Below are 20793 nucleotides of genomic sequence, written 5' to 3' on the forward strand. Positions count from 1 at the left end.
TTAGATTTTATCTATCTGTTTATTAAAGTTAATGCAGCAGATGGAGCTTTTTGCCTAAGTTAAAAATCACGTTTGACTCCTAATTGGTTTTCTCATATTTAGGTATTCCACAAACTAACGATGTGTTTATATTTTGCTTTCTGTTGCCACATGCAGCGTTCAAGTAAATTTTTATTCATCAAACATTACGCTCAAAGGAATTCATGAATACTTCGTATTTCATCCTTTTGTGTGAAAATTTAGATGCTAAACTTACACGACCACTTCATAGTGGATTATGTTATTGGGTCCTTTGTTATACCAACATCACGATGCTTAAATTGTTTTGCTAATTCCTTATCACTTTAGCTATTGCTAAAATAGAATCAGTATCGCATATTGATATTTGTAATTCCTTTTAGATGCAAAGCCACATAGGTATGCTAAAATGATTAGGCTGGCTTATTTATAAAATACTAATTTTGTACTGCTTGAATGATCGTCCATAGTGAAGCTCTTTGTTTTGATGTATGAATTCATCATTGAATTGCAGGCAGAAAGTTCAAATCGATTAAGGTTATTAGAACAAAATTATACACACATGCATATTGCCATTATAGGTGGGGGAGCAGCTGGTTTTTTTTCAGCCATTGCCGCCAAAGAAAATTATCCGGATGCCTCGGTTACCATCTTTGAAAAGTCGCGTAAGCTATTATCAAAGGTGAAAATATCGGGGGGCGGTAGATGTAATGTCACAAATGGCTGTACTTCCATACCTGACTTGTGTAAGGCCTATCCCAGAGGGGGCCGAAGTCTTAAAAAAGTGTTTCATGTGTTTAATACTAAACACGCCATGGAGTGGTTTAAGTCCCGTGGTGTGCCTTTAGTCATTCAGGATGATAACTGTGTGTTTCCAGTGTCGCAAGATTCACAGAGCATTATCGATTGCTTTTTAAGGGAGTGCCGCAAACTAGGCGTGCATATAAAAACGCAGGCAGGCGTAAAAGCCATTCGGCAAATTAATGACGGTTTGGAATTAACTTTTTCCGATGATCTATCCACAAAAAAAGCTTTTGATAAGGTGATTGTGACAAGCGGAGGATCGCCAAAACGTAGTGGCTTAGATTGGCTGGAGGCTATGCAACATCGTATTGAAGATCCTGTACCATCGTTATTTACCTTTAATATGCCCGATGATAAGGTAAGAAAATTGATGGGTGTGGTGGTTGATAAAGCCATGGTATCTATTCAAGGAACTAAACTAAAGTCAGATGGACCTTTGCTAATTACGCACTGGGGAATGAGCGGTCCGGCCATATTGAAGTTATCATCTTTTGGAGCCCGACAGATTAACGAAATGAGTTACCACTTTAATGTGCAGGTTAACTGGTGCAATCAGCAAAATACGAATGATGTGCTTAATGAGCTGGACGCCATTGTTCAGCAAAGTCCTAATAAGTTATTGGCCAATGTTAAACCCTTTGGATTGTCGGAGCGATTATGGGTATTCTTATTAGATAAATGCGATTTGTCGAGTAGAAAAAAATGGGGCGAAGTTGGTAAGAAAGGACTAAATAAGCTTGCCAATATATTGAGCAACGATACTTATGCAGTAAAAGGCATATCTAAGTTTAGAGACGAATTTGTGACCTGCGGAGGTGTTAGCCTCAAAGACATTGATATGAAAACCATGCAGAGTAAAGTGGTGCCAAACTTGTATTTTGCTGGTGAAGTTTTGGATATTGATGCCATAACAGGAGGTTATAACTTACAGGCGGCCTGGAGTACCGGCTTTGTGGCAGGGCAATTGGGTTAGTGGTGTTGTAGTTTGACTCGTTTTAGCCTAATAAATTATTACGTTATTGCTTGCTGCCAACGGACGCGGCTATGAAGCGAAAGTGTTTTGTTGCCAAATATACCTTTCATAATGCTAAGTAGCTAAAGCGTTGGTTTTGTTTTTATCTTTTACTTTTCAATAGCCAAATCAAAGATTTGGCGGTGTTCGCCGAAGCTACAATCTTTCCAAATAGTGACAAACGCCAAATGCTTTATACTAGCGTGTTGTAGCTCGTATTTTATCTATGATTTTAAAATCAATATTTAATCATTTAGCTTTTTGTATCCAACATGGGTGTACTCTTCATATATGTTACAGTAACTGAATGAAATCTCAATCTGTGAAGTAAAGTAGAATAATTCGTTTTTATCAAGTTCAGATTTACACATATAATTTGCTTCATATAAAGGCATTGTTTTCTGAATACCAATAATTTTCGCCCCACTGGTATTGGTTACTTGAACATCAGTCAAGGTAACCTGGTCGTTCATTAGTGCTTTGGGAAATTCAACTTTAAACAATTCGCCAATAGTTGGATATAGAGTTCCATTAAATCTAAACCTAAACGGTTTAATCTTTGCTGGACCAAATCCATTATTCGACATATAAACTCCCATTTTACCGTCCTGTAATACAGAACACGAGGTGTTGATTAGTGGTTTTACACTAAGTTTTTTGTGTCGTCGTTCTAAATAATTAAATCTTAGTGTAATGATTAGTGCTCCTAATGCAATTATTATTGATACAATTCCAATTATTGCATCCCAATTTATTACGCTACTACTACTTAATAAAAACATATAGATCCGGGGTTATTTTTATATGAGCTACAACGTTTGGCTAGATGAAGCGATTGGCAATTTAACGAAACCTTACCTCCAAAAACTCTCTGAGCCAAATCTTTTATTTGTTTTTACCTTTTCATTTCTAAAGCCAAATCAAAGATTTGGCGGTGTTCAATAACCCAACCTAAATTGAAATTACTCACGAACGCCAATTGCTTTATACTAGCGTGTTGTAGGTAGTATTTTCTTTAGCAATTCAATATATTTAGTATTTCTGACTTTTCACTGTAGTTACTGAGAAAATCAAATATTTCAGTTTCCAATTCATCCATTGTTTGCATTACTATTTTGTTAGATACTAAATAATATTGGTCGTCAAGTCTGTATATTACATTCCTTTCGAATCCATAAATTTCGATTTCGTTATTTAATCTATACAACACCATCACAGTACTTTCTAGGTTAAATATTTTTTCTTTGTTTAGAATTTTAATAATACTTAATACTCTATTCTGGTCAATATGAGTTTTGTTTAATTCAATATAGGTATGCAAATGATGAATCATCTCATTCTTGTTTTTTGATGATAATGAAAGGTCAATAAACAAAGAATCAGGATTTTCATCACTACAGATTATGTGGTCAGCATAAGAAACTATTGTTTCTGGATTAAGGATATTCATCCGAAGTCCTAGCAGAATTATAAGTAATTCTTCAATTATTTTTTGCGGTTTATTCATCATATTACCTACAACTAGGGGATAGACGGAGTACTCCGTCTATCCCCCATTTGGGGCACGTTTTTATATAAGTTCAGTATATTAAATTCCATTAGTTGTTGTTTTGAATTCTCTTTCATGCTCTTTATACCACTTTCTCACGTCTGCTGTGAAAAGGAAATAAATAGCCATTATTTGCAGTACAATTTGTGACATATTCAATGGCGAAATAGGCATGTGGGATATTGAAGCTAGTTGTATAATCATTCCAATTATAAACATGCCAACGAATAGGTTTCTAGCCCATTTATAACCAGCATGAATCATATAGGCTACAAAAAGCATAATGGTAAATGTAGGGACTGTTATACCCAATTCACCTATATTAATTCCTACAGAGTATTTTACACTTAAGAAAATCATTGCTACTATTCCAATCGCAGTTGATAGGTATAATAAATATGCTGCAGTTCTAATTTCTTTTGGCAGATTTATAGGAATCGTAAATCGATTATCACTTTGTTCTTTTCTTTCTTGTTCATAAAGTTCGTTGGATTCAACTCTGAGTTCTACGCTTTGTTTAATTTCTTCTATTTCTGTTTTATTCGCATTTCGTTTGTCAAGTTCATTTATTGCAGCTAAAATCATTTCATCTACGTAGTCTTCACGATTATCAATAATGTCTTGAAGTTGAATATCAGAATATTGACTAACTACTTTAGTGAATTTATTATTTGTATAACTCATTTGGTTGTATTCTTAAAATGTGCCCCCAACGGACTCGCATATGAGGCGTGTGGGGATTGAAATTGTCGCCTTTTCTTTTCCTCACCAAGACCATTGCTTTTCAAACAACTAATTTAATATTCTAAAGTTGATTTAAAAGCATTGAGCGGACAAATTGAGATCACAAACCTTTGCGAATCACATGCCCCCACATGACTTATTATGCATTGTTGGCGATAGTTGTTACTTAATTCGACATCTTATTTAAGACTTCTTTAATCTCATTTTTATAGCTGCGCCCAATATTTAAAGCAATATCATCCACTATAACTTTACTGGATGAAACCTCTTTTAACCGTGCTGTATTAATAATAAAGGAACGATGAATTCGTAAAAACATATCGGGCAATCTGCTGGCAATCGCACTAATTTTTTCTTTACTCTCAATTTGATTATTAGTAGTGATAATCTTAATATAATTGGATGAGCTTTCAATGTAAATAATATCTTCATAAGGTATTTTTGTCATTTTCCTGTTGCTCATAATTTCAAGAACCGATTTTTTCATTTTCTCTTTTTCATCCAACAAATTTTGCATGACTTTTTGATTTTCTACCGATTTATTCATAATTGACAAAAAGGAACCTACAAAAACCAGCATATACAATACGACGCTCACCAGAACAAATAAGGTTGAATTTGGCATTGTATAAGTAAAGTTTGAAATATTAACATAAGCGAAAACGATAACTACAAATACAAAGTAGGCAGATACAATAGCAGTACAAAAAGTATAAAAAGCAAATCTTGCATACCGCCGAGTAAGATAATATTTAGGAACAAGGCGATAGTTGAAAAAATAGAAAGTTACTAAAACAATTAAAAAGTGTGTACTAACAAAGAAAAATGTCAGGGTATTGTTTCCCCATGAAGAGCGAAAGGCAAAGCTTAAAACAAAAATGACGAACATCCAATATGCGATATGGTAAAAAGCTTTTTTTAATTTTTCATTCATTTTTTTTTACTACTGGCTAATTTGGACGAAGATATTAAAATTACAAATAAGAGGTGACAAACAACCAACTTAGAAACGGATTCGACCTTGAAAAAATGCCTTATGATATGTATTTTGGCAGTGTTAATAATAGTACATTTTAGCATTTATGAAAGAACTATTTTATAGAGGAGGATGGCAGTTCATGAGCGCCTTAACCATATTGTTAGTGATTACAACAGCCTGGTTTATTTTTCATTTTATTGTTACGTTTCATCCAAAACAAACAAACCACGAAAAATATCAACGTAGAATTAGTCATGGAAAAGTCATAGGCTTATTAGCTATGATAATTGGTATATGTGGACAAATGCTTGGCCTGTATACTATGTCTTGCCTAATTGAAGAAAGAACCGAGACAGGGTTAGAGCTGACTCCTGAAATGATAATAGGAGCTATAAAAGTTACCATGATTGTTACTATTTACGGAATAATTATTTATCTATTCTCATTGTTGTTATGGTTTATTGCATCAACATTAATTAAGAAAAAGGTAGAAAGCCTCAATTCTGCTTAAATCATATTTTATTATCACTTAGCATCTTCTTAAGAACCTATTTTTTGTTCCGGCTGAACTATTTGTAGCTAACAGCTTAGGATACCTATGTCTAATAATTACTAAAATTAAATAAACATGAAACACTTAATTGCAACTTTATTAATGTTATGTTCGATTTTCTCATTCCAGCATGAACTATCTGCTAGTATAAAAATTGGACAAAGAACTGAATTAAACACTTGGATTGATTCTTCATTTACAGAAAAAATAAAATCGCTCAATATTGCTGGGGCTAGCGTTGTAGTAATACAAGGCGACTCAATCCTTCACCTTAATGGTTATGGTATAACTGATATTGAATCGAAGAATGCGGTCGATGCTCACACCTCAATATTTGGCGTAGGCTCTGTGTCTAAAACCTTTGTAGGTACTGCTGCTATGAAATTATGCGAAGATGGGAAATTAGATTTGGACAGGGATGTTAATAATTACCTTAAATCCATTCAATTAAAATATCCGTTCAATGATTCAATTACCGCAAGGCATCTTCTAACCCATACCGCCGGTTTTGACGATAATAATATTGGTACAATCGTTCATTCTGAGGACAAGTTGATTCCTTTGGCTCAATATATAAAAGGCCATATGTCGCCACAATTACGCCCCTCTGGTAAGGCAATAGCCTACTCAAATAACGGATATGCACTAATGGGGCTTGTTATTGAAGAAGTATCAGGCATGCCTTTTCATGAGTATGTAAAAGAAAATATTTTGAATCCTTTGGATATGAATTATAGTGGATTTAGAAGACAAGCTGAACTTGAAGAAAACTATGTGGCCAGTTATTGGAAAAACGGCGGAAATCTAATTCCATACAAAACCGGTTTTCACCACTTCTACCCTGCAAGCTCATTTCGTTCAACAGCTGCTGATATGGGGAATTACATGTCTATGTGGTTAAACAATGGTTATTTTAACGGAACTCAATTATTAGATTCCAGTACAGTTTCTAAAATGTTTCAATCAGCATTTAAAAACTACGATAAAGCTAATTTTGGTTGGTTATTAGGCTTTACTGAATCGCAATGGTATGATTTGAGAATTATCGAACACACTGGTGGTATTCAAGGCTTTAGAAGTTTGTTAAGATTGGTGCCGGAAAGAAATCTAGGTGTGTTTATTTGCGTAAATTCATCAAATGCACGCCAGAATAACAGTCGAAAACTTATGAACCAATTTACATATGATTTATTTGCACGGTTGATGTCCGATTGTATGGTACAAAAAGAAACAGCAAGCATTACTTCCACAGTAGGAACTGTTGATGAACCATTAGAAATGTTTACCGGTGCATATAGATATATACGGTATGCTCACTCAACATTAGATAAAATAGGTGTTTTATTAGGATTAGCTCCTGAAATTGAAATTGTATCAAACAACAGTACCCTTGAAATAGTAGAATGGCAAGAAAAACTAACTCCTATATCGGGTTTATCATTCCATAGTAATTATAATAGACATCAAGCTTTTGGTAAAAACACTAAAGGCGATATATCTAATTTCTACATCGATTCATATGCTTATGAGAAATTAAAATGGTACGAACCACTTAAATTTCAAAGGGTATGGATTGGTAGTATTTTCCTTATTCTATTAATTTATATAATTACAAGTGGCATACGCAAACTATTTGTACGCAACAGAGAAAGACATTTACTTAAAAAAATCAATTTTTCGCTGGCCTCATTAATTATCCTTTTTATTGTAGTTTTTGCTTACACTCTATTTACCACCGACCCTATGCAATTCTTTAATGATGTCCCTTTACTCATGAAATTTGCATTAGTATTACCTTTTGTAATTATTCCATTGGGTTTTGTTTCAGTTTATTTGTTGATTAGAGCATTTAAGAATAAGGAGTTTAAAATTTTAAGTTTAATTTATCAATCGCTTATTATTGTTGCAGCAACTTTATTTATTCCTTGGTTAATGTATTATAACTTAATTGGTTTTAATTATTAAGAACTGGAGGGTGTTCGATAGTTTTCGAACACCTTCTGTATTATAACATTTGGAATAATTCAGCGATTTTCTCAATTACCGCCAACGGCCAGGCTATGAAGCGGGTGGGGGTGTTGCCCATTTTTCCTTTCAAAATGCGCGGAGCCAGAGCGCTGAGTTTTGTTTTAACTTTTCATTTTTTAAAAGACAAATCAGCGATTTGGCGTTGTTCGCTACCTTCAGCTACCATGAGAAGTACAGTAATGTCCCACCTGATTTATAGCTATTGTTGTGCTTTCGTGCTTTATAAAATTTTGGTTCTAATCCAACTAGTTTGGTTTGATGATTTTCAAAAACTAAGCACTAGTTAATTCTATTTATCAAATATTATTCATAGAGGTCGTACAGTAAAGAGTGAGTCCGAAATACAATATTAAAATGGTTCTATATGTCCATTTAGTTGCTGTACTTTTCGTTCTCCAATTAGTTTTTTGAACCTGATAGCTTCCCTCTTTGTATCTTAGAAGATTAAATATAATCAGCAAAACAAATCCGACCATGTAAAATATAAATTGAAAATTACTATTCTCAACCTTAATCCAATTGGCTTGTATAATTCCTAAACTGAAAATTTGTACCGCAGCTAACATTGCAGGCAGTGAAGGTCTGATACTAGCTTCCATATTAATAAGTTCGTAAACTGAGCCTATTAAATAATACAAATAATCAATTGGTTTATATAAATTCATTCACTTGTTTCTTACTTATATATTCGGTCATGGCATGAAGCACAACGGCCTGCCGTATAAAGCGTAAAGGGATTTTACCTTAGACACTTTCCATATTTAGCATAGCCAAAGCGCTGTATTTTGTATTAACTTTTCATTTTAAAAGCCAAATCAGTGATTTGGCGGTGGTTGCCAATGCTACAAACCAACCAAATTACACTATGCCCTTTATGCTTTATAACGGTTTGTTAGGCTTTCGTGCTTTATTCTATTTTTTTAATTATCCCGTTTTTAATTTCGTAAGCAAGCTTTTTGTGCTTCTTTTTTATATATGAAGCCATCTGTTCGTCAAACAGGTAAGCACTATAAATTCCCTTTTTTATAGGTTTATTCGATACATAGTACATATTATTCGAAAACCAGTCCGCAAAAACCTTTTTATTCACCAATTTACTTTTTAGGTTATTCTTCTCAAGAAATTCATTTATGTCTTGTTCCTTTATTTTCGGTCGAATACTAAAGTCAGTACTACAACTGATAATCCCTTCTAGAAAAATACTATCATTTTCAACTCTCCAAACCGCTCTGTAACCTCTCCAACAGGCTGTGCTTGGCGCTGTCTCTTGAGTTAGTCCAAACGGTCTAAATTTTAGTTCTAAATCCTCAAGTGGAAAAGATTTTATCAATAAAGTGTCATTGCCAATTATTAATAAATCAGGTTCTTGTTCTGTCGCCATCATTCTCGTAGGCAACAAGACTAAAATAAAAACTACTATCGTTGTTAAAACTCTCATTCAGTTATTATAAAGTAATGTTATTTCTCTATTTTAAATGCACTCATTTCGTTGTCACATGAAGCCTAACTCCTTTTTAACATGCAATGCATGATATTTCAAATATAGAAAAATATAAATGCAATTATACATGCTAATATGGTATTATTCTTGAGTTATTATGGTTAAGTAAGTAGTTCATCCAATGGATTCGTAATCTTGTTAAGCTGCTTGTTCGATACATGAGTATATATTTCTGTTGTTTTACTTGAGCTATGTCCTAATAGTGTTTGAATATGGCGTAGGTCGGTACCTTGTTCGAGTAGGTGGGTGGCAAACGAATGTCTGAGCATATGAGGTGTAACTCTACGCTTAATGCCTGCCTTTAGTGATGCTGCCTTTAAAAATCGGTTAACGCTACTGCTCGAATACTGGCTTTGTGGTTTGGGTCCTTCAAATAGCCATTTTTGTGGTCGGTACTTTTTATAATACTGGCGTAAATCTTGCAGTAAAGCTTGTGATAATAAGCTATAGCGGTCTTTATTACCTTTGGCATTTCTTATTCTAACTTGCCCCCGTTCTGTTATAATATCTTCAATCATCAAATTTATTAACTCACTAATCCTTAGTCCTGAAGAATAAATTAATGCTAATAACCCGAGTTCGATTAAAATTTAAGAGCTCAGATTTCATTAAGTGATTGATATACAATATAAATTTCTGAGGCATAGTAAACTATGGCGATTAAATTTAGAGCAGTAGATCGATTATTTAATGAAAAGGTTAATGTATTCACTTATAAACATCGATTTTCTACGTCATATTCGTTCGACATAGCCCGCTATGCCTTCACAAATAGTCCTTGAAACTCAATATTTATAAGCGATCTGAGCAATAAATTTTATGTCGAACTCGGGTTAATATACACCGATGCTTTATGTTGTTAGTGCAATTGATTATTTGTTTAATTTCATGCTTAGCAAGTACCTTAGGTAAATGGTTTGTTTTTCTGGGACGCTCAAATTCGTAGTTAACTTTCGTACGCCCCAACACTTTTTCGTAGTAGAATTTTATGGAACTAATCCGTTGGTTTTGTTCCGATGGACTAATTTTATGTCTTCTAATCAAATCGAGTATATAGGTGTTTATTTCCTTGTGCTTAAATTCCTTTATATCAGTGTGTTTAAACGCAAAAATAAAGTCTTTCATATAAGCCTTATAGGTACGCTGGGTGCTGTCGCTGTAACGCTTCTGTTCAAGTTTTTCGGCATAGCCTTTGGGTAATGTAACGGTTTGGCGGTGTGGGTAGTTTCGGCTCCTTGGAGTATCCTCAACAGTCTTAGTTTTATTGTTTTGTAAGGCCGTGTAGTTCAAATAAGCATAACCTTTAAAATGCATAAACACTTTATTAAGGTTAAAGCTATCTGCTGCCTGATACCAGGTTTGCTTAGTTTTACTCCAGCATGTATTGGGTAGTTGTTTCACCAGATCAATAAGTTTCTGATTGTAATCAAACTCAAAAATAATAATTGTTTGATTTCTGTGTTTACTCTTTTTGAGTGTCATTTGAGGGATGTCTGTCATTAGCTTGCGTGTTGGTATAAGGAAATTTACAACATAAAAACTAAAAAAGCCTCATTGAATAAACAACGAGGCCATAGTTAAGAAACATGTTTTGTTTAATTAAATAGTATCTGGAAGTTCTAGCTCTACTTCTTCGTCTTGTTGAGCTATTGCTTTGGTTGAACCATAAATAACATAGTCAAAGTAATAAGCTTCGTTTTTACCTTTCCATATTATTTTCCCCACTTCGCTTAATTCGCTCAATAACTTATATAAATCATTGGCCAAGCGTGTGCGTTCTAGTTTCTTTTCGCGCCTGGTGGTAATAGATGTGGCTTGTTTATCTATTTGGTCATCCAATATTTTACGATCAGCAAGTATAAGATCCAAGCTAGCTTGTGTCACCATTCGAGTTGCCAATGTATCTAGGCGTGGTGTGGCTACCTGTGTTATATGCAGGGCGCGTTGCACTAGTTCATTGTCCGAAATATCACTTAGGCCTTTAAAATTGAACGCTTTATAGTCTACAGAGTTACTGCCGTATGTTAGTCGTGCTCTGTTGCGTAGGTCACATAAGTTATTAGTCAGGTTTTCGCTGGCTATTTTTTTAGCATTTGTTACAATGCGCTGCTCACCTTCGTAATAATCATCAGATGGGAATTGTTTTACCACCTCTGTTTTGTCAAACAAAGTAGTTGCGGTGTCGGGTGAATAACCATAGTTAGTAAATTCAGCCTCGTCGCGTTTGTACGATGCCTGTAGCTTATCGCTTCTTTGGCACAACTCTGCTATCGAGAAGTTGAATAAAGTATTATTTTCCATAGTTGTAGAAAAAGGTTTAGTTTCTTAACTGTTATGTGAAAGTAATATGATAAATATTGCATTGATAAGATAAATATCATTGACATTGATTTTTGTTTTTATTATAAGAGTTAAATTGTTTGAGTGGTGTATTTCAAAATGCTGTTAGTGTGCTTGATAAAATAGGTAGATGGGGTGTTGAGTACAATATATGTACCCCAATATCTAGCATTAACATGTATGCATGTTAAATACGCAGTGAACGATATTTGTAGTTATTAACAATGGATTGAAAGCTATGCATTATTTGATAAAGCGGAAGTCCGGAAATGTCAACCGACTTCCAGATATAGTTAAGCGAAGTCCAGAAAATGTCAACCTACAACTCGATAGCGACAACCTACGTTCCGATCAACTTAAATAGAGAACAGAAAATATCAACCTACAGCCCGAAAGAACCATATAAGTAAGCGGATGACTCAACCGAAGAACCAAATGAGTCATATAAGTAAGAGTATGATTTAACCGAAGAGCAGGAAGTGGTAGATAAGTGAGTTTTAATGCCAACTAAAATGTCAAATTGGGCTATTGCAATACAGCTATACCGTTTGTTAATCAAAATGCGGGATCAGCGGATATTTCTGTGGATTAATATAATTTGTAACGAAAGGAAGCAATGAAATACCCTGTTTTGTGAGATGGTTTTCCTTTCTTTTGCATCACCCAAAAGAAACAAAACGCTAGTCCCATTGATGCTACCACACGCTCTAATTATTAATCAATTTCACAATCAAAGTAGGTCAAGCCCCTTTGATGTTCAATTAAATTAATCATTATTCACGCTTTCGCATGCCCACCAATGGAACAAGCCACCGCACTGTCGAAATTGCATTTCGAGTGGGGAAAGGAGGATAGCCAAAGGTAAAGGGTGAAAAACTAATTAATTGACTAAATAATGAGCCAGTAGAGCTTATTCATCATGCTGAGCTACCCGCCCCAATCGAAACAAGGTTTCGAACGATTGAAAGCCAGTGATAAGAGTGGATATTGTGGCATTGCAAGGCGATAGCCTTAAGCATGAAGCAATAAATCCATCTCTGGTGCGTAGCAATCACCTCTTTCAATCAGGTTTTGCATCCTTTTTTGAAAAGGATGTGCCAGCCCGGCACTAGGGCAGTGAATTATTTGTGCTTACCGTACTAATTGTTTCTCTATACTTCCTGTTGTATCACCCAAAAGAATGAATCACGATTTTTTTTGTAAAATCATTGATTAGAAAGTACACTGTTTATTTCTTTGTCCACAAAAAAATTATTGATCCGTCTTTGTGATCAATAATATCGGAACGGTTAAGAATTGAGTATTCTTATTCGTTTTAGTTTTTAAGTCCGGTTTGGGCGGATAGCCCAAGTGATAGGATTAATTAGGACAACATTGGTATCACTTTATCCATGTGCATTATGCTGAGGCTTGTATTTGAAAAATAATCTTAACAAGCTCCTTTTAAAAACAGGCATCCGTAGTAAAAGATGAAAGGTATATCAATGTTCCTCAGGTAGAGATGTCCACTGAACTGATGGAGAGTAGCTAAACTTAGCACTTAGTACATAGCACTTGGTACTTAGTAAAGTTGAGCTATTCCCCATCAATCGATTATTGTATTATTCCTCGTTCTTCTTATCAAATAAACTAATGGCTTCTTCTAATTCGTGTGATAAGCTATCGAGCGATTGAGCTGCAGAGCTAATTTCATCGGCACTGGCGGCATTGCGTTGTGTTATTTGGTTGAGCTGTTGAAGGGCATTGTTAATCTGTTGCACACCACTCAGCTGTTCCATTGAAGCAGTGGATATTTCTTTTACCAGAGCTGCTGTTTTTTCAATTTCTGGCGTTATCAAATCGAGCTTGCCAGTGGCTGTGCGCGACGATTCCAGGGTGTCGCTCGATGCCGATGTAATGTCATTGGCAGCCGTTTGGCTACGCTCGGCCAGTTTACGCACTTCGGCTGCTACCACCGCAAAACCACGTCCTTCTTGTCCGGCACGTGCTGCTTCTACCGCAGCATTGAGCGATAGAATATTTGTTTGCATGGCTATATCACTAATAATGTTGATCTTTTCAGCTATTTCCTCGATGTAGCGGCTGGATACTTTTGCCGCTTCGTTACTGTCGAATATCCCTTTTGCTGCTAGATTGGCGATCTGTTCAGTCGACTTTGAATTTTCAGTGTTCTGCTGAATGTTGGCATACATCTCTTCCATCGATGATGATACCTCTTCGGTTGATGAGGCCTGTTGTGTGGCGCCACTTGCCAATTCGCCGGCTCCTTCGTTAAGCTGTGTACTGGCATTCACTATTTGCTGTGCGCTTTTACTAACCTGCTGCACCATTGATTTAAGGTTGGTAACCATGGTGTTGAGTGCTAGAGCTAACTTTCCAACTTCATCTTTGCTTTTGGCAGTAAACGCAACATTTAAATCGCCTTTGGACAGTTTTTCAGCCAGGGCAATACTTTCTTCAATAGGACTGGCAATGGCTTTTGATAAAAAGAATACCAAGCTAAACCAGATAAGTACCACTACAATAATAGCGTATGTTAAAGTTTTTGTTTGTAATTCGATTATCTGGGCGCTTTCGCCACCCATTTTCATCATCATGTCTAAGCCAACATCCGATGTGGCTCCCACTTCCCACATAATGCTTTTGGCTAGTTCAAATTGTTTTAACTCGAGAGTTTTTAATTGGCGTAAATTGGATAAATAGGCCTGCAAGTTATTGGTGGCACTCTCTATTTCGTGGCTAACACTAATAGGGTAGTTTCTATTGCTAATTTGTTGTTCAATGGTTCTGAACTCTTCAACTAACGTTTCTATGTTAGAGAAATTTCTTTCCGATTGCTTGTGGAATAAAGTTGTAGACACTTGGCTGAGTTGGCCAATGGCCCATTGGGTATTGGAGTTATTGTTTTGACGAGCTTCGGCTATAGATGTCAAAAAGCTGAGTTTATGTTCATTGGATGTTTTTAAGTTGGCGTAATAGTCTTTGGTAATGTCTGAATATAGTTTAGTCTGCTGAATGAGTAGATCCATGTCAACACCATTATCTGCCATCAGACTCAAATCATTATTAAGTACAACTTGCAACTCATTAAGTGCTGCATTCATCTTCTGAAAGCTTTTTTCGGCTCTTTCATTGTAATACAACTGCCCTGTAAAGTCGTAAGAACGAGCAAATTCGCGTGTTTCGTGCCAGTAACGATCCAGTTTGCCAGCTTCTCTTACAATGGGTATGTAGGTAGAGGTTAATTCGTTAATGCCTTTGTTAATTCGTTGTAGGTTAACGAAAATAAGTATGCCTAGTGTTAGTACTACGGCCATTATAATAGCAAAACCGCTTCCTATTTTGGAGCGTATTTTAAGATCTTTCCACTTCATACTTGTTGTTTGCGTTGCTAATAGATGTTGCAAAGTGTGAAAAAAATCATGTTTTTGAAACCTTTTTGTTATAAAAAAATATACTTTAGCAATGAATCCTGTCATTTAAATTGATTATAAATATGCGTCACTTGCCTATATTCATTACCGTTATTGTTTTGATTATTTTTAATGCTTGTCAGTCAGATGAAGCTATAAAACTTGGTTTTTTGTACTCTACATCCAATACCGAGCGTTATGTGAAAGAAGCTGGTTTCTTTAAGGAGTATGTTGAGAATAATGGAGCACAGGTATTGGTTGAACATGGAGAAGGAGATGAGGCGATACAATATCAGAAAGCCATTGCCATGTTTGATGAGGGTATTGATGGATTGGCTCTTATTGCTGTTAATGCGAATACAGCAGCAGCCATCGTGAGAGAGGGGAAAGAAAGGGGAGTGAAAGTAATTGCCCATAACAGATTAGTGACAAATTGCGATTTGGACTTTTTTGTGTCGGGAGATAATACTGCCATTGGCAAAATGATGGTTGATGAAATAATAAAGGCTAAACCATCAGGTACCGCTGTTATTTTAGGAGGAGATAAGTACGATAGGAACGCTGTGGGAATGGGGATTGCTATTAATGAATATTTGAAACCTCATATTCAATCGGGAAATATAGAAGTGTTGTACGAAACATATATTGAAGATTGGAGCATTGATAATGCTGCCTTTGAACTGGATCAGGTTATTTCAAATACTGGCGAGGTGCCTGATATTATTTTTGCCGGTTATGATGGTATGGCACAGGGCTGCATTCAAGTACTCGAAAAGCATGGTGTGGAAAAACCAGTGTACATAACAGGACAAGATGCCACTCTTGAGGGCGTTAGAAACATTGTCGCCGGAAAACAGCAAATGACAGCTTATCATCCTTCAAAAGAAACCGCCTATAAGTCAGCCGAGGTATTAATGATGTTGGTCAATAATGATTCGGGTCTTAAAAGTATGCATTCGGGCTTTGTTAATAATGGCCAAAAGGATGTACCCAATGTGCGAGTTTCTTCCATAGCTATTACCAAAGACAACATTGATAAGGTATTAATACAAGAAACTGCTTCGTACACGCGCGATGAGGTTTATAACTAAATGTCCTTTAGTTATTGGCAGCTATTCTTTGTTTTATTTTTGATGAAAATCGGCTCTTGAAATCAGTGTCAATGTAATTGTCGATGCGCATGCATACTTCCGTTGAAAATTCAATGCCATAAGTGGCAATGTGTAACCAGTCGCTTGATGTTAGCACTAAGTCCTCATTCTTTTCAATCTTAAAATCTAATAGTGCCTTTATGATGCCCGCATTAAAGTTGTCGCCCGCGCCAATGGTACTTACCGTATCAATTATGGGCACTTTAAAATGATGGTGATACGCACTACTGTAGGTGTAAACACCTTGGGCACCAGCCGTAATAATAAGGTTGTTGCAATGAGCCGCAACCTGCGCATAAACAGCCGTTGGATCATCCAATCCATAAATATTTTTGAAATCCTCATCGCTCCCCCTTACAATATCGGCCAGAGCAAAATTTTCTTCTATCACAGGTATTAGTTTTTCCCTGTTTTTTAGGTGATGGCTTCTGAAATTAGGATCGTAAATGATGAGTGTACCAGCGTCTTTTGCCTTTTTTAGATAATCCATCAGTCGTGGACGAATGGCCGGGTTAAGCCCGAAGTATGACCCAAATATGACGATGTCATGGGGAGTGAATTCGGGAATATCTCCTACTAAACGTTGTTGCGGATAGTTTTTGAAAAATTCGTATTCTGCATCGTTATTGTCGTTTAAGTAGGCCAGGGCAATGGCTGATTTGCCTTCGCTAAAACGACATACGTATTGAGTATTTAAGCCATTATCTTTCAGAAACTGCATGATGTTATCCCCAACTTTATCACGACCAATTTCAGTGATGAAGTTAACCGGTATATCTACGCGAGCCAGCGAAACCATGGTGTTTAGTGCGCTACCTCCAGCCTTAGACGCTATCGGTTGATAATCTTTAAATATGATATCTAGTACTGTTTCTCCTATTCCAAAAATTCTTCGCATACTCATCCTCCTCAATATCCTACAATAAAAAAGCCACCTTTTGAGTAAAGGTGGCCTGCAAAATATGTAATTTCAATTACTTAACCAATTTACTGATGGTTTTAAAGGCATCAGAACCCGCTACGCGGCATAATTCGAATAGAATTGATTCGTAACTTGTTACAATAACACCCTCTTGACGCATCCGCTCAATGGCGATAGCTTTATTTTCTGGAGTTCTTGAACTCACACAGTCTTCAACAATAACTGGTGTATATCCTCTTTCGCGTAGGTCAATAGCCGTTTGTAACATGCAAATGTGTGTTTCCATACCGGCCAATACAACGGTGCGCTTGGTGCTGGTTTCCAATGCTTCCATAAACTTGGGGTCATCGCAACAGCTAAAAGCCATTTTTTCGAAATGAGCATCATCTTTTACTAAGGTTTCGATGCCTTCAATGGTATCGCCCAAGCCTTTTTTATACTGCTCAGTTATTAAAAATGGAGCTTCTAATGCTTTCAAACCCTGCACTAGAATTTTTGTGTTCTTTTCTAGTTGCTCGTGTTCATTAATATGCGGAAATAATCGCTCCTGAATGTCAACAACAACACCAATTACATTCTCTTTTAATAATCTCATCTTATCTGTTTATTAATGATTTTAAGTCTAGTTTATTAAAGTTCTCGAAAAAGCTCAATAGCTGTTCTGCAATATAGTCAACGCCACCAGCTTCGTTGGTTTCAATGTTTAAAGGAATTACAGGGTCGTGTAACGACAAACGCAATAGAAACCATCCATTAACATGTTGATTGTTAATGCTCACGCGTACGCCTTCGTAGTTGTCTGGGGCTAATTCCCAACCTGTTTTAGAGGACGCTAAATGTCCCAATTCGCTGATTACCTTTTCGCCATAGGTCTTAAAGTCCGCTTCCTCAATATTGATTCTGAACTCCTTACTTTCGGCAGGTACGGGTAATTCTTTAATAAGCGTGGTTAGTGATTTTCCTTCGGCTTTTAATTGAGCCATTTTAATCACACACTTGGTTACTAAATAGGCACCGTCATCTAAAAAGTAATTTTCTTTTAGCGCTGCATGACCCGAAGTTTCGATGGCTAACCACGATTCTTCACCCGCTTCATTGAGACGAATGGCTTCGTTAATCACGTTTTTATATCCGCGCTTAAAGCGATGATGCTTGGCTTTTAGTGCATCGTTGATAAACCATGCTAAACCATCTGATGTAATGGAGTCGGTTACCACTGTAGAACCTGGATGTTCTTCATTAACAATGGCTGCCGATAGGGCCACCAATTCGTTACGGTTAATCGGATTTCCTTTTTCATCAACAATGGCTGCCCTGTCCACATCGGTATCGAAAATAATACCCAAGTCAGACTGGTTCGCTTTCACAGCATCACAGATAGATTTCATAGCAATGGCATCTTCCGGATTGGGAACATGATTAGGGAAACGACCATCAGGATCAAGAAACTGACTGCTGCTGACGTCAGCGCCCAATACTTCAAGTACTTTGCTGGCATAGAAACCACCGGCACCATTACCTGCATCAACTGTTATTTTAAATCCTGACAAGGGTTTGTCGAAATTAGTCTCGTTATTAACCTCCTTGCGAATTTTATCAGCTAACAATTTTGAATAAACATCGATAAAATCCAGTTCGGTACACGATCCTTCGCTGCCGCTTTTATGCTCAGCTCCGTTTTCTGCAATCGTTAATATGTCGCTGATGTCTTGCTTTTCAAGGCCTCCCTTAGGTGTAAAAAACTTTAAGCCATTACGATTAAAGGGTAAGTGACTGGCGGTTAGCATTACGCCTCCATGCGCCATACAAGGCTCAGTAATGGTGCTCATGAACATGGCAGGGGTTGAAGCCATACCACAGTCAAATACTTCTGCTCCAGACTTTATCAAAGACTCTATAAAGGCCGCTTTTAAATCAGGTCCAGAAAGGCGTGAGTCCATACCCACCGCAATTTTAATGGTAGCAACACCTTTGTTTTGTTGACTTAGCCATTGGTAAAAAGCAGTGCCCAGCTGAGAAACTATGGTGGTATTTAGGTTTACTTCCTGACCAGCAATGCCGTCCAAAGCAACCCCACGTATATCGGATCCATTTTGTAATTGCTTCCAGTTAAAGCTCATACTTATTTGTTTAAACCAGCTGCTTCGCGCGATTTATGTCCCAGGTATCCACCATGGTGACGCTTCGAGTAGTCGGTGTTAGAAAAGTTTATTTTTTTCATCAGCAATACAACCAATACATCACCAATAACCGTCATGGTAGTGGTTGAAGTAGTTGGCGTTAAGCCCAATGAGCATACTTCTTTAGGGTTGCCAGTGTTAATGCATACGTCTGCTTCCTTGGCTAAAACAGAATCGGTATTACTTGTTATTACAACAATAGGGATATTGGGGCGAAGTCCACGTGCTAAATCAATTAGCTCAATGATTTCTCTTGTTTTTCCAGAGTTGGAAATCATCAACAAAACATCATTTTCCTGAACAACCCCTAAATCGCCATGTTGAGCTTCACTTGGGTGTAAGAAGCATGATGGAGTTCCGGTAGAGCTAAAAGTGGTGGCCATATTAATAGCTATCTGACCTGCTTTACCCATGCCCGAGGTAATAAGTTTACCACCTTTTTCATGCACATACTTGTGAATCAGGTCTACGGCATTTGGAAAATCTTCGGAAGCAGGAATGTTTTTGATAGCCTGCGCCTCATGTTCTAATATATTTTTTACTTCTTCTAAAACCATGGATATAATTTTTAGGCTACAAATGTACCATTTTTAAAAGGAATAATTTGAATGCGTTTTACACCGATTTAGATTATTGTGAGTGATGGTGCTATTGATTTTTAGCTATTCATTAGCTCTTGCACTTGTGCTAACCAAAGTTGGTACAAATCGGGCTTGTTATGCTTTTTTAGCTTACGCAGCAGTCGTTTGCTTTCTGTTGAATGGCTTAATGGATAGAACCAAAAATTACTGAAGTGATTGAATGCTCTGTTCCAATCGCTGAAATGATTAGTGACTAATTTGTAGTAGGTGCTATGGAAATCAAATAGTTGATTGTTATCGCTTACTTCATTCTCGTTGAGAAGCTGTTGGTGTAAGCCAGGCTTAGTTAAGATGCCTCTCCCAAGCATGACTGCCTGTAAATCAGGAAATAGTTGCTTGAGTTGTGTGAAATCAGACAATGAATTAATGTCGCCATTGGCCATCAGAGTATGTTTACTTAAAGTGCTTAGGTGTTGATAGAATTCCCAATCTACCAGGCCTGTGTATTTTTGCGTGACCAACCGTGGATGGACGATTATTTCCTGCATAGGAAAGTTGTTGAGTAAGCGAACAATGGCTTCTCCTTGTGAGGTGTTATCAAGACCTATGCGAATTTTAACTGAGAGCTTAAGTGGGGAAGTACTATTAAAATATTCATCAAGGACTTGCTTGACCAATTCAGGTTCATTCAATAATCCGCCACCTTTCTGTCGTTTGACTAACATTGGAAAGGGACATCCCATGTTGAGGTTAATCTCATCGAAACCTTTGAACTTCATTTGTTGAGCGAAATCTAGGAGAAAATTTGCTCGATTAGTTGCTACCTGAGGAATGACTTTTAATCCTTGGTTCAAATGGGGCAAAAGTTCTGTTTCGGGTATTATGGCTGGGGGTAATATTCCTGTATCTTCAAAAAAAGGCGTGAAGTATTTGTCCATTTGACCATAGCTTAGGGCATGTGCCAATCGGTAAAATGATGTGGTGTAGCTTTGTAAGGGCGCCAAATAGAACTTCATTA

At 36.6% G+C, this 20793-nt stretch carries 18 protein-coding genes; 4 read left to right on the top strand and 14 right to left on the bottom strand.

Features of this window, described 5'->3' with window-relative positions; all coding sequences use genetic code 11:
- Positions 1-580: 580 nt before the first annotated feature.
- Positions 581-1795 (top strand): NAD(P)/FAD-dependent oxidoreductase, encoded by a 1215-nt coding sequence (locus FNN09_RS18930; RefSeq protein ID WP_143304059.1) that lies wholly within the window; start codon positions 581-583, stop codon positions 1793-1795.
- A gap of 284 nt (positions 1796-2079) precedes the next feature.
- Here the strand turns inward: FNN09_RS18930 and FNN09_RS18935 are convergent, their stop codons facing one another.
- From FNN09_RS18935 to FNN09_RS18950, 4 genes are all read right to left on the bottom strand, one after another.
- Positions 2080-2421 (bottom strand): hypothetical protein, encoded by a 342-nt coding sequence (locus FNN09_RS18935; protein ID WP_143304060.1) that lies wholly within the window; start codon positions 2419-2421, stop codon positions 2080-2082.
- A gap of 428 nt (positions 2422-2849) precedes the next feature.
- On the bottom strand, positions 2850-3344 hold the full coding sequence (locus tag FNN09_RS18940) for a hypothetical protein (RefSeq protein WP_143304061.1): 495 nt from the start codon (positions 3342-3344) through the stop codon (positions 2850-2852).
- A gap of 78 nt (positions 3345-3422) precedes the next feature.
- On the bottom strand, positions 3423-4067 hold the full coding sequence (locus tag FNN09_RS18945) for a hypothetical protein (RefSeq protein WP_143304062.1): 645 nt from the start codon (positions 4065-4067) through the stop codon (positions 3423-3425).
- A 226-nt stretch (positions 4068-4293) separates the two neighbouring features.
- The gene (locus FNN09_RS18950) at positions 4294-5061 is read right to left on the bottom strand and encodes a LytTR family DNA-binding domain-containing protein (protein ID WP_143304063.1); all 768 of its coding nucleotides are present in this window, start codon (positions 5059-5061) and stop codon (positions 4294-4296) included.
- A gap of 148 nt (positions 5062-5209) precedes the next feature.
- On the opposite strand from FNN09_RS18950, the gene FNN09_RS18955 reads away from it, so the two are divergent.
- Together FNN09_RS18955 and FNN09_RS18960 are read left to right on the top strand one after the other, a co-directional pair.
- A complete protein-coding gene (locus tag FNN09_RS18955; protein WP_143304064.1) occupies positions 5210-5617 on the top strand; it encodes a hypothetical protein in 408 nt (135 codons plus the stop codon).
- Between the two features lie 117 nt (positions 5618-5734).
- The gene (locus FNN09_RS18960; RefSeq protein WP_143304065.1) at positions 5735-7624 is read left to right on the top strand and encodes a serine hydrolase; all 1890 of its coding nucleotides are present in this window, start codon (positions 5735-5737) and stop codon (positions 7622-7624) included.
- 970 nt (positions 7625-8594) lie between these two features.
- Here FNN09_RS18960 and FNN09_RS18965 read toward each other — a convergent pair.
- From FNN09_RS18965 to FNN09_RS21220, 5 genes are all read right to left on the bottom strand, one after another.
- Positions 8595-9125 carry a hypothetical protein gene (locus FNN09_RS18965; RefSeq protein ID WP_143304066.1) on the bottom strand — a complete coding sequence of 177 codons (531 nt, stop codon included), beginning with the start codon at positions 9123-9125 and terminating at the stop codon, positions 8595-8597.
- A 164-nt stretch (positions 9126-9289) separates the two neighbouring features.
- Positions 9290-9778 carry a tyrosine-type recombinase/integrase gene (locus tag FNN09_RS18970; protein ID WP_143304067.1) on the bottom strand — a complete coding sequence of 163 codons (489 nt, stop codon included), beginning with the start codon at positions 9776-9778 and terminating at the stop codon, positions 9290-9292.
- Positions 9779-9980: 202 nt separating this feature from the next.
- On the bottom strand, positions 9981-10688 hold the full coding sequence (locus FNN09_RS18975) for a phage integrase N-terminal SAM-like domain-containing protein (protein ID WP_143304068.1): 708 nt from the start codon (positions 10686-10688) through the stop codon (positions 9981-9983).
- 99 nt (positions 10689-10787) lie between these two features.
- Positions 10788-11489, bottom strand: a complete 702-nt coding sequence (locus FNN09_RS18980) for a hypothetical protein (RefSeq protein ID WP_143304069.1) — start codon at positions 11487-11489, stop codon at positions 10788-10790.
- A gap of 1640 nt (positions 11490-13129) precedes the next feature.
- Positions 13130-14902: a methyl-accepting chemotaxis protein gene (locus tag FNN09_RS21220; protein WP_185969068.1), complete on the bottom strand. Its 1773-nt coding sequence runs from the start codon at positions 14900-14902 to the stop codon at positions 13130-13132.
- Between the two features lie 131 nt (positions 14903-15033).
- On the opposite strand from FNN09_RS21220, the gene FNN09_RS18990 reads away from it, so the two are divergent.
- On the top strand, positions 15034-16032 hold the full coding sequence (locus tag FNN09_RS18990) for a substrate-binding domain-containing protein (RefSeq protein ID WP_185969069.1): 999 nt from the start codon (positions 15034-15036) through the stop codon (positions 16030-16032).
- Positions 16033-16039: 7 nt separating this feature from the next.
- On the opposite strand, the gene FNN09_RS18995 is transcribed toward FNN09_RS18990, so the two are convergent.
- From FNN09_RS18995 to FNN09_RS19015, 5 genes are all read right to left on the bottom strand, one after another.
- Entirely contained in the window at positions 16040-16990 is a 951-nt protein-coding gene (locus FNN09_RS18995; RefSeq protein ID WP_185969070.1) for a carbohydrate kinase, read from the bottom strand.
- Positions 16991-17066: 76 nt separating this feature from the next.
- A complete protein-coding gene (locus FNN09_RS19000) occupies positions 17067-17609 on the bottom strand; it encodes a hydrolase (RefSeq protein WP_143304072.1) in 543 nt (180 codons plus the stop codon).
- 1 nt (position 17610) lies between these two features.
- Positions 17611-19134, bottom strand: coding sequence for a phosphomannomutase/phosphoglucomutase (locus FNN09_RS19005; RefSeq protein ID WP_143304073.1), 1524 nt, complete (start codon positions 19132-19134; stop codon positions 17611-17613).
- 2 nt (positions 19135-19136) lie between these two features.
- Positions 19137-19751, bottom strand: coding sequence for an SIS domain-containing protein (locus FNN09_RS19010; protein WP_143304074.1), 615 nt, complete (start codon positions 19749-19751; stop codon positions 19137-19139).
- 101 nt (positions 19752-19852) lie between these two features.
- Entirely contained in the window at positions 19853-20791 is a 939-nt protein-coding gene (locus tag FNN09_RS19015) for a tRNA-dihydrouridine synthase family protein (RefSeq protein WP_143304075.1), read from the bottom strand.
- Positions 20792-20793 lie beyond the last annotated feature (2 nt).

Source organism: Carboxylicivirga sp. M1479 (assembly GCF_007097485.1).
GTDB lineage: Bacteria > Bacteroidota > Bacteroidia > Bacteroidales > Marinilabiliaceae > Carboxylicivirga.

What these genes read in the sequence shown, in the direction of transcription:
- FNN09_RS18940 (WP_143304061.1), bottom strand. Translation starts at nt 3,344, where the DNA reads ATGATGAATAAACCGCAAAAAATAATTGAAGAATTACTTATAATTCTG.
- FNN09_RS18935 (WP_143304060.1), bottom strand. Translation starts at nt 2,421, where the DNA reads ATGTCGAATAATGGATTTGGTCCAGCAAAGATTAAACCGTTTAGGTTT.
- FNN09_RS19010 (WP_143304074.1), bottom strand. Translation starts at nt 19,751, where the DNA reads ATGGTTTTAGAAGAAGTAAAAAATATATTAGAACATGAGGCGCAGGCT.
- FNN09_RS21220 (WP_185969068.1), bottom strand. Translation starts at nt 14,902, where the DNA reads ATGAAGTGGAAAGATCTTAAAATACGCTCCAAAATAGGAAGCGGTTTT.
- FNN09_RS19005 (WP_143304073.1), bottom strand. Translation starts at nt 19,134, where the DNA reads ATGAGCTTTAACTGGAAGCAATTACAAAATGGATCCGATATACGTGGG.
- FNN09_RS18930 (WP_143304059.1), top strand. Translation starts at nt 581, where the DNA reads ATGCATATTGCCATTATAGGTGGGGGAGCAGCTGGTTTTTTTTCAGCC.
- FNN09_RS18975 (WP_143304068.1), bottom strand. Translation starts at nt 10,688, where the DNA reads ATGACAGACATCCCTCAAATGACACTCAAAAAGAGTAAACACAGAAAT.
- FNN09_RS18965 (WP_143304066.1), bottom strand. Translation starts at nt 9,125, where the DNA reads ATGAGAGTTTTAACAACGATAGTAGTTTTTATTTTAGTCTTGTTGCCT.
- FNN09_RS18955 (WP_143304064.1), top strand. Translation starts at nt 5,210, where the DNA reads ATGAAAGAACTATTTTATAGAGGAGGATGGCAGTTCATGAGCGCCTTA.
- FNN09_RS18980 (WP_143304069.1), bottom strand. Translation starts at nt 11,489, where the DNA reads ATGGAAAATAATACTTTATTCAACTTCTCGATAGCAGAGTTGTGCCAA.
- FNN09_RS18995 (WP_185969070.1), bottom strand. Translation starts at nt 16,990, where the DNA reads ATGCGAAGAATTTTTGGAATAGGAGAAACAGTACTAGATATCATATTT.
- FNN09_RS18950 (WP_143304063.1), bottom strand. Translation starts at nt 5,061, where the DNA reads ATGAATGAAAAATTAAAAAAAGCTTTTTACCATATCGCATATTGGATG.
- FNN09_RS18945 (WP_143304062.1), bottom strand. Translation starts at nt 4,067, where the DNA reads ATGAGTTATACAAATAATAAATTCACTAAAGTAGTTAGTCAATATTCT.
- FNN09_RS19015 (WP_143304075.1), bottom strand. Translation starts at nt 20,791, where the DNA reads ATGAAGTTCTATTTGGCGCCCTTACAAAGCTACACCACATCATTTTAC.
- FNN09_RS19000 (WP_143304072.1), bottom strand. Translation starts at nt 17,609, where the DNA reads ATGAGATTATTAAAAGAGAATGTAATTGGTGTTGTTGTTGACATTCAG.
- FNN09_RS18960 (WP_143304065.1), top strand. Translation starts at nt 5,735, where the DNA reads ATGAAACACTTAATTGCAACTTTATTAATGTTATGTTCGATTTTCTCA.